General features: G+C 66.4%; 7 protein-coding genes and 1 pseudogene. 6 read left to right on the top strand and 2 right to left on the bottom strand.

Annotated features, from left to right (window positions below):
* The 4 genes from CIK71_RS16695 to CIK71_RS16680 all read left to right on the top strand — a co-directional run.
* The coding region (locus CIK71_RS16695) for a DUF3427 domain-containing protein (RefSeq protein WP_141393744.1) at positions 1 to 2,522 on the top strand (2,522 nt) is incomplete at its 5' end.
* A gap of 95 nt (positions 2,523 to 2,617) precedes the next feature.
* The gene (locus CIK71_RS16690) at positions 2,618 to 2,839 is read left to right on the top strand and encodes a hypothetical protein (protein WP_096166809.1); all 222 of its coding nucleotides are present in this window, start codon (positions 2,618 to 2,620) and stop codon (positions 2,837 to 2,839) included.
* A 250-nt stretch (positions 2,840 to 3,089) separates the two neighbouring features.
* Positions 3,090 to 3,761, top strand: a complete 672-nt coding sequence (locus CIK71_RS16685; RefSeq protein ID WP_096166811.1) for a class I SAM-dependent methyltransferase — start codon at positions 3,090 to 3,092, stop codon at positions 3,759 to 3,761.
* Positions 3,762 to 4,491: 730 nt separating this feature from the next.
* Entirely contained in the window at positions 4,492 to 5,856 is a 1,365-nt protein-coding gene (locus CIK71_RS16680; RefSeq protein ID WP_096166808.1) for a GntP family permease, read from the top strand.
* A gap of 16 nt (positions 5,857 to 5,872) precedes the next feature.
* Here the strand turns inward: CIK71_RS16680 and CIK71_RS18205 are convergent, their stop codons facing one another.
* Positions 5,873 to 6,304 carry an excalibur calcium-binding domain-containing protein gene (locus CIK71_RS18205; protein ID WP_420807336.1) on the bottom strand — a complete coding sequence of 144 codons (432 nt, stop codon included), beginning with the start codon at positions 6,302 to 6,304 and terminating at the stop codon, positions 5,873 to 5,875.
* Positions 6,305 to 6,313: 9 nt separating this feature from the next.
* Positions 6,314 to 6,445, bottom strand: a pseudogene (locus tag CIK71_RS18260) (GmrSD restriction endonuclease domain-containing protein); the annotation flags it as partial.
* Positions 6,446 to 6,668: 223 nt separating this feature from the next.
* Here CIK71_RS18260 and CIK71_RS16670 point away from each other — a divergent pair.
* The gene (locus CIK71_RS16670) at positions 6,669 to 7,841 is read left to right on the top strand and encodes a tyrosine-type recombinase/integrase (RefSeq protein ID WP_176485686.1); all 1,173 of its coding nucleotides are present in this window, start codon (positions 6,669 to 6,671) and stop codon (positions 7,839 to 7,841) included.
* A partial coding sequence (locus tag CIK71_RS16665; protein ID WP_141393743.1) for a hypothetical protein occupies positions 7,834 to 8,745 on the top strand: 912 nt, incomplete at its 3' end. The genes CIK71_RS16670 and CIK71_RS16665, both read left to right, overlap by 8 nt.

The following is an 8,745-nucleotide window of genomic DNA, read 5'->3' as shown; positions in this document are numbered from 1 at the left end:
TCGACGCCTTGACATCGCCGTGGATGTTCCACCGGAAGAGCGACTTCCCTACTGCCTACGTGGGCAGCTCCAACATGAGCCGTGCGGCGTTGGTGGATGGCCTTGAGTGGAACGTTCGGCTGTCGAAGCATGCGACGCCGACTCTGCTCGACAAGTTCTCCTCAACGTTCGCGACCTACTGGGACGATCCGGCCTTTGCGCCATACGACCCGGATACCGATGCCGAGTATCTCGACCAGATGCTCGCGAAAAATGGAGCACGACGCAGCGACGGTGAGGTGAACGTCAGTCTCCTCGATGTCCGCCCCTACCCTCATCAGCAGATCATGCTCGATGACCTGCAGTCCGAGCGGGAAACGCACGATCGGCAGCGCAATCTGCTCATCGCCGCGACGGGCACCGGGAAAACGGTAATCGCAGCGTTGGACTACAAGCGTCTCGCTGCGGGCGGGCCGCAGCCGAGTCTTCTCTTTATCGCCCACCGGAAAGAGATCCTGGAGCAGGCTCTACGGACCTATCGCGAGGTCCTCAAGGACGGCGCCTTCGGAGAGCTCTTCGTCGACGGGGCGCGCCCCACCCGCGGGCGGCATGTCTTCGCGTCCGTACAGTCCATCTCACGGGAGGCCGAACTCGAGCGATGGGCCCCGGACCACTTCGACATTGTCGTCGTCGACGAGTTCCATCACGCCGAAGCGACGACGTACCGGCGGCTACTCGACCATTTCGCGCCGCGTGAGCTCCTCGGTCTGACAGCGACGCCCGAGCGAGCCGATGGCGTCAACGTCGCCAACTACTACTTCGACGGCCGTTCAGCGAGCGAACTCCGGTTGTGGGACGCGCTCAAGGCCGATCTCCTCGTGCCCTTCCACTACTTCGGAACCGCCGACGGCTGCGACCTCCAGGGAATCCGCTTCACGCGGGGGCGTTACGACCTCGAGCAACTTTCGGCGGTGTACACAGGCAACGACGCACGCGCCCGCATTGTGCTGCAGACCGTCGCTGACAAGATCACTGACCCCACCAGGATGAAAGCCCTCGGCTTCTGTGTAAGCGTCGTCCATGCCCACTACATGGCGGACGTCTTCAATGCTGCCGGCATCCCCTCGCTCGCCCTTTCCGGAGAGTCGCGCAGTGGGGAACGGCGCGAGGGTCTGCAGCGTCTCCGCGACGGCGAGATCGCTTGCATCTTCGCGGTCGACATTTTCAACGAGGGCCTCGACATACCCATGATCGACACGGTCCTCATGCTGCGCCCTACCCAATCAGCGACGATCTTCCTGCAGCAACTGGGACGCGGACTACGCCGCACCGAGGGCAAGGCGGTGCTCACGGTGCTCGACTTCGTGGGCCTCCAACACGAGAACTTCCGCTTCGATCTGAAGTACCGAGCGCTGACGGGCTTGTCGCGCAACCGGCTCGAGAAGAGCATCCGCAATAAGTTCCCCTTCCTTCCGCCCGGCTCACAGATCGTCTTCGACGAGGTCGCCGAGGAGATCGTGCTGCGCAACGTGAGGCAGCAGCTGCGTCTGTCCACGAAAGATCTGGTGGCCGACGTCCGACAGCATCTGCCTGAAGAGACCTCGCCGAGTCGATACGCGCTCGGCTCGTACCTCCACGATGCGGAGCGGAGCCTTGCCGACGTATACGGCTCAAGCGATCGCGCATTCCAGGGCGAGAAGCAACCGGCCTCGTGGAAGGCGCTGGTGGATTGGGCCTTCCCGTCGGACGCCGTACGCGTCGCGGACCCCGAGGTCACTCCCCTTTTCAAGAAAGTCGCCAACCTGGCGCATGTCGACGACCAGCACCGCATCGATCGATACCGGGAGCTCCTCACTGCTCATGCGCTCCCCGGGGATCTCGAGGTGGATCTCACCGCGGCGATGCTCTACTTCACCTTTTGGCCAGCCGGGAACAGCGGCGGAATCCGGGCAGGGCTGGACCGTCTGCGGAGCCTGCCGGAACTCGTGAAAGAGGTGACCCAAATCCTCGACTACCGCGAAACAGAAATCCGCACACTCCCCCAGCCACTCCCCGGCGCGCTCCGGATTTCTCCGCTTCGATCGCACGCGCAGTACTCACGCGAGGAGCTGCTCGCTGGCCTGGGCCTTGGAACGCTCGATCCTGGTGCGCCCGGAGCGATTCGTGAGGGCGTTAAGTGGATCCCGTCGCTGAGGACCGATGCTCTGCTCGTGACGCTCAAGAAGTCTGAAGCTGATTATTCGCCGACGACGCTGTATCACGACTACGCCATTAACCAGGAGCTCTTCCACTGGGAATCGCAGAGCACCACCAGCACCTCAAGCCCTACTGGGTTGCGCTATCAGCAGCATCGCGAGCAGGGGTCACACGTGGTGCTCTTTGTGCGGCGCGCAAAGACCGGCGACATCGGCACCGAGCCGTACACCTGCTTGGGCACCGCGCAGTTCCAGAGCTGTGAGGGGTCTAAGCCGATGCAGATCGTGTGGAAGCTTGACCGCCAGGCGCCGGTCGAGCTGTACCTCGAGGCGCGGGCAGCGGCCTAGGACGACGCAGTAGACCCGACGCACGCCACGGTCTTCGCCGTGTCCAGGGTGGGACCGCGAATATTGTGCCCGCACGCCCGGAGTAGCCTGCTGAGATGGAACTCGACGGAACGATCGTGCAATGCAGCAAGGGCGCCTACTACGAGACCGTGTGGCTCCCCTTCGTGTCCTTCAAATCCATCCGATTGGGCACCCGACGTTTCCAGAAGTGCCCGGTCCATCAGCGCTGGGAGCTCGCTCGGATGGTTACCGAAGACGAGTGGAGCGAGGAGATCGTCGCCGAGGCCGCAGCACATCGCGACTCGAACATCATCTGAACTCCCGTGGGGCGCCCGTCCGCCGTCGTGCGGATGACCACTGGCAATATTTCCAGCTCCGAGTATCCAGGTCCGAAGCCCGCCAGCCTGTCGCCGTCCCGGCGGCGTCGGGCGCCCCGCATCGAGCCCTCGGGTGATCGTCACCGCACTATGCCTGACCACCTATGCGCGGCGCGCACGGCTCGTCGCCCTGCGGCGGCCTTTCGCGCACACACCCTCCCGGCCCCCGCGCATCTGCCAGGCTCTGCCCATGACCCACCAGCACCAGCACCAGCACTCCACCGCGCACGACCACGCCCCTGCCGAGCCCGGTCTCTCCCCCGCCGAGCACTGGGAGCAGCGCTACGCCGGCGATGACCGCGTCTGGTCCGGGCGAGTCAATGCCACCCTCGCCGTGGTGGTCGGCGGCTTCGCTCCCGGCACCTCGATCGACCTCGGCTGCGGGGAGGGCGGGGACGTGCTGTGGCTGGCCGAGCACGGCTGGCAGGCGACAGGCCTCGACATCTCGGAGACCGCCGTCGGCCGCGCCCGGACCGAAGCCGCCGCACGCGGTCTGCACGGCGCGACCTTCACCGCGGCGGACCTCAGCGCCTGGCAGCCGGAACCCGCCTCAACAGACCTGGTCACCGCGTTCTTTTTCCAGTCCGACGTCGAACTGGATCGGCGAGCGATCCTGCGACGGGCCGCCAGCGCACTCCGCGAAGGCGGGCACCTGGTGGTCATCTCCCACGCGGCGCCGCCTTCCTGGGCCGACGATCACCGAGGGGACATGGTCGGCGCGAGCGAACAGGTGGAGCAGCTTGCCCTTCCCGCCGAGGACTGGGCGACGGAGGTCGCCGAGGATCGCCGCCGCCCGGCCACCGGTCCCAATGGCGAGCACGGCGAGCATCTGGACGCCGTGGTGGTGCTGCGCCGACGCTGAGCGGACCGTCCCCGAGTCGTGCACAACGACACGCATCCCACAGCGCGGAACGCTGCGCGTTTCCCGCCTGCTTCGATCGATGCACTGGGACCCGGGGCCGTGGCCCGGGTGTTCCGTTCAATCGCGGCGCACGGATGGTCCACGACCGGTTCTATGAACCAGTCGGTGCGGCGCATAGTCCTTCACGGTGACAACCGGGGCCCGATCGTCGTGTTCACAGCAGCGTCTGGCCCCAGGGAGCTGCACTTCCACCCCACTGCTCGCGCATCTGGGCGCCCAGGCTGTGATGATCCGCGCTGCCGACCGCTTCAGCTGAGACATCGCGCCTCGGACCGCACCTCACATCCGGACATTGGGCCACGCGACTCGAGTCGCGTGGCCGGAGAACGCTCTCGCAGCGGACCGACAGACCACCTCACGACCCCGCCATACTGCATGAGACCTATCAGGACGAGCGGAATAACCCCTCGTCATCCGGGTTTTCCGGAAACGCTCCTCTCAGGCTTCCCACACGCTCAAGGCGTCGGTCCCTTCGGCACGTTTCGCGGCACGCCAGAAACTTTGTATTGACATAGTGTCGTTCGCCTTCTACGGTGTGCAGGCACGGGCGTCCCCTCAGCCATGCCGTTCATCGGCTGACCGGGCGCAGGGCAGGACAGTCATAGTCGATGTCTCCGGCCCCCGGCTCATCACCGGCCATCGCGTCTCTTCCCCACGAAAGTCACGGATCATGTCCCCCACTGCACTGCTTCTGATCGGCGCAGGATCCATCGCGGTCCTGCTGTTCCTGATCATCTACCTCAAGCTCAACGCGACGATTTCGCTGATCGTGGTCTCGGCCGGGACCGCCCTGGCCGCCGGGACCCAGATGTCCGGGCTGCTTGACCTGCTGATCGACTCTTTCTCCGGCACCGTCGGGAAGCTCGCGATCATCATCGGCTTTGGAGCGATATTCGGGCGGCTGCTCGAGCAATCCGGCGGAGCCGAGGTGCTGGCCGAGACGATGCTGCGCGTCTTCGGGAAGAAGCGGGCACCGTTGGCTCTCTCAGTCGCGTCTTTGCTGTTCGGCTTCCCGATCTTCTTCGACGCGGGTCTGCTGGTCATGTTCCCGATCATCTTCAACGTCGCACGACGCCTCAACGGCCCGGTGCTCCTCTACGCGCTTCCGGCCGCTGGCGCCTTCCAGGTAATGCACGGCCTGATGCCTCCCCACCCGGGCCCGGTCGCAGCTGCGTCTGTCGCCGGCGTGAACCTGGGCATGGTGTTCCTGATGGGTGCCGTCGTCGCCATTCCCGTCTGGTACCTCGCGGGATACCGCTTCGCCCTCTTCATGGCTCGCCGGTTCAACATCGAGGTCCCCACCATTCTCGGCACCCAGGATCCCAGCGAGCGCGAGCTGCCCGGCAAGGCGCCTTCGTTCGGTGCCGTGATCGGCCTGCTGCTCCTGCCGATCGTGCTGATCGCCGGAAACACCATCACCTCGACTCTGCAAAGCAGCGGGGTCATCGCCGAGAGCGCCTTGTGGGCCCAGATCGTGCGCTTCCTCGGAGAGACCCCGATCGCCCTGGTCATTGCGGTGCTGGCATCGCTCCTCGTGCTCGGCTACGCCCGACGCGTCCCCTGGGACAACCTCACCCGCATCGTCGACAAGGGCTTCATGCCCGTCGCATCGATCATCATGGTCGCAGGTGCGGGCGGAATGTTCGGCGGCGTGCTGCGCGAGACCGGCATCGGCGACGCGCTCGCAACTGTTCTCGACTCCGCCGGACTGCCGCTGATCGCCAGCGCCTACCTGATCTCGGTGGCGCTTCGCGTCGCCCAAGGGTCGGCCACCGTCGCCATCACCACCACCGCAGGCCTGCTCGGCCCCGCCATGATCGCTTCCGCGGCGAGCCCGGCGCAGCTCGGCCTGGTGATCGTCGCAATGGGTGCTGGCTCCTTCTTCGCCTCCCACGTCAACGATTCCGGGTTCTGGCTCGTCGGCGGCCTGCTGCAGCTGGACACCGCGACCAACCTCCGGCTCTGGACGGTGTTCACGTCGGTCATCTCGCTCATGGCTTTCGCCGTTGCGGCCCTGCTGTACGTGGTGGTCTGAGCACCCTCAGAGGGAGCTACTCGCAGCCCACGCCGTCCCCGTCGCGGTCCAGGTGCTTGGCGTACCCCGGGTCTCCGGAGTGCACGGGCGCGGCCCCTGCGGCGCGGGCGGCGTCGCAGTTCTTGTAGTACACCGAGCCGCCCGAGGAGGAGTCCGACCCTTCCGAGCTCGACCCGCTGCGTGAGCCCGAGCTCGAGCCGGAACTGCTGCTCGGAGTCGTCGACTTGGTGGGCTTGGGCGCCGGTGCCGGTGCCGGTGCGGGCTCCGGTTCCGGAGAGGGCGCCGGGGCGGGCTCTTCCTGAGTGGCGATCACGTCGCCCTCCCCGGCTGCGGGCCACAGCAGAGTGTCGTCGTCGGCGATCGCGGCGAAGCCGTCGCAGTCGGCGAGCACGCCTTCCATGGCGTCGGCTTCGGCGGGCTTGACCCACAGGTCGTACTTGTCCTTCACCGCGATCTGGCGACCGACGTACTCGCAGCGGTAGTCCTTCTTCGGCGGCAGCCAGCTGGCCGCGTCGCTGTCGCTCTTCTGCCGGTTCAGGCTCGACTCGACGGCCAGCAGGTTCAGCGGGTCGTTCGCGAAGGCGGCGCGGGTGGTCTCGTCCCAGGCGAAGGCGCCGGTCTGCCAGGCGTCGGAGAGGGCGACGACGTGTTATCTGGTACGCCGACAGGGCTGCCGATGATGTCGGGGACACCACGTTGAGTGTAGCGGCCGCCCTGTCGGCGGCGGTGTTATCAGGCACAGTCTGATGGCCGCTTGTGGGACTGTATGTCGGTGTTCGCCTCTATGCTGTTGTCGACCGAGGAGGGTCGAGGTGGCATCGACGCAGCGAGTGACGTTCCAAGATGGCCTGACGTGGACGGTTGTCGGTGACGACGGCCGCGTGATCGAGCCGGTCGAGGCGTACCTGGACTTCGCCCGGCAGTCGGACTACTCGCCCAACACGGTGCGCTCCTACGCGAGGAGCCTGGCGCTGTGGTCGACGCACCTGGCACGCCGTGGCCGCTCCTGGGACGCGGTTCGGTTGACGGACTTCGGTTCGTTCCTGCAGGCGCTGCGAGCGGGCGAGGTGGGCTCCGCGACCGTCGCGCTGAGACCCGTACAGGCGATATCGGATGCGACGGTCGCGGCGCGGCTGCGGCCGGTGATGAGCTTCTACCGGTTCCATGCGGCGATGGGGGTGCCGGCGGCCTCGTTCCTCTATGACCAGGTCAACGGTCGCCCGGGTCGTTACCTGCCATTTTTGGAGCACGTGGCACGACGCCAGCCTCGCCGTCGCTCCCAGGTCCGGGTGCGTGTGCGGCCCCGGGAGGTGACGGTGCTGGAGCCGGTCAGTGTCGAAGCCCTGCTCGCGGCCGAGGCGCAGTTCGACTCCGACAGCGGTGAGTGGTCCGGCGATCTGCGCTATCGGCTGTTGTGGACGCTGCTGGCGGAGACGGGGATGCGGATCGGGGAGGCGCTGTCGCTGCAGCACCGGGACTGGGCTACGGGTCGGGGCGACACCGCCTCGGTTCACATCGTGCCTCGACACCATCCGCACGGCGTGCGGGTCAAGAGCGGCGCCCGACGCGTGTTCGTCGGCAGCCGGCTGGACCGGCTCTACGGCGACTACGTGTGGTGGCTGTGCGACCGGGGCGGCGACGCCGTCATCGAGAACTGGGACGGCGCCTACATCTTCTGCAACACGATTCGCGAGCCGCTGTTCGCCCCGCTGCGCCCGGAGAGCATCTATGCGCATTTGGACCGGATGAAGCGCCTTGTCCCCGAACTGCCGTCGGCGATGACCCCGCACTGGTTCCGCCATACCCATGCAACGGCCTTGCTGCTGGCGGGCACGCCGCTGCATGTGGTGAGCCGACGCCTGGGACACCGAGACGTGCAGACGACCACCAACACCTACGGCCATGTCACCGACGATGCCGAGCTCGCCGCGCTGGCGAACTGGCGCCAGGTGGTGCAGGGATGGGAGCCGAGAGCGAATGACTGAGCAGCCGAACGGGACCCAGCGCAACGGATACGCTGCGAAGCGGCTGGACCGGCGAGACCCCCGCCTGCCGGTCTCGGAGATGTTCGACATCGACATCGCCGCCAGCCTCTGGGAGATCCTGCCGGAAGAATGTCGGCGCGACCATTTCGACAAGACCACGATGCCCACGCAGTACCGCGCGGCGGTGTCGGAGGCCAACGCCGGTGGGCCGTGGACCACGATCGCGCTGAGCATGCGCGGCCTGCCCGAACCGATGACCTGGGAGCTGGCATGGCTGCTTCATCGTGAGGTCGAACTCGGACGACGGATCCACCCAAACGGCTTCAACGCAGCCACCCGGGTATTGCGGACGGCCACCGGTCCCGGTGGTGCTCCAGCGCGCTCGGCGCAATCTTTGCTCCAGCTGACCCCTGAGGAGTGGCTGAGGCAGGCACACCGCGCGCGTCTGCGCGGCGCGCAGCTGGGGCGCGGCAACGACGGTAACGCGCTACACACCATCCGCCGACTCCAAGATGTGCTGGTCTACCCCTACGACCGCGGCGACTGGTGGCGGCTGAACGTTTGGAACCCCCAACTCGATGCCCGCGTCCCACAACGCGACCACGAGCCCAACGGGCGGAGCATCGCCAACTTCAGTCACCTCTCCAGTGACTGGCTCCGGGAGGCCGCGAAGTGGTGGCTCTCGGTGTGCCTGGAGACCGAACGCCACTGTTGGAGCACCCTGAAGACTCGACTGGACGGGCTGAAGTGGCTGCAACGCTACCTCGACGATGTCGGCGACACTGGCCCGACTCTCGTCGCGGAGACCGATGAGCTGCGTTCCTTCATCCGCGGCTTCCTGACCGCGTTGCGTAGCCACAAGGTGACCTCCGGACCACGCGTAGTGAATCGCCCCGGGTCTGGT

The sequence above is a fragment of the Brachybacterium alimentarium genome (assembly GCF_002332425.1).
In the GTDB taxonomy this organism is placed as follows: Bacteria; Actinomycetota; Actinomycetes; order Actinomycetales; family Dermabacteraceae; genus Brachybacterium; species Brachybacterium alimentarium.
Note: the sequence above shows the minus strand (reverse complement) of the source record. Positions and strands in the feature narration are given on the sequence as shown.

Excerpts from the sequence above, each read along its gene's own strand:
- CIK71_RS16690 (WP_096166809.1), top strand. The coding sequence starts at position 2,618 with ATGGAACTCGACGGAACGATCGTGCAATGCAGCAAGGGCGCCTACTAC.
- CIK71_RS16685 (WP_096166811.1), top strand. The coding sequence starts at position 3,090 with ATGACCCACCAGCACCAGCACCAGCACTCCACCGCGCACGACCACGCC.
- CIK71_RS16680 (WP_096166808.1), top strand. The coding sequence starts at position 4,492 with ATGTCCCCCACTGCACTGCTTCTGATCGGCGCAGGATCCATCGCGGTC.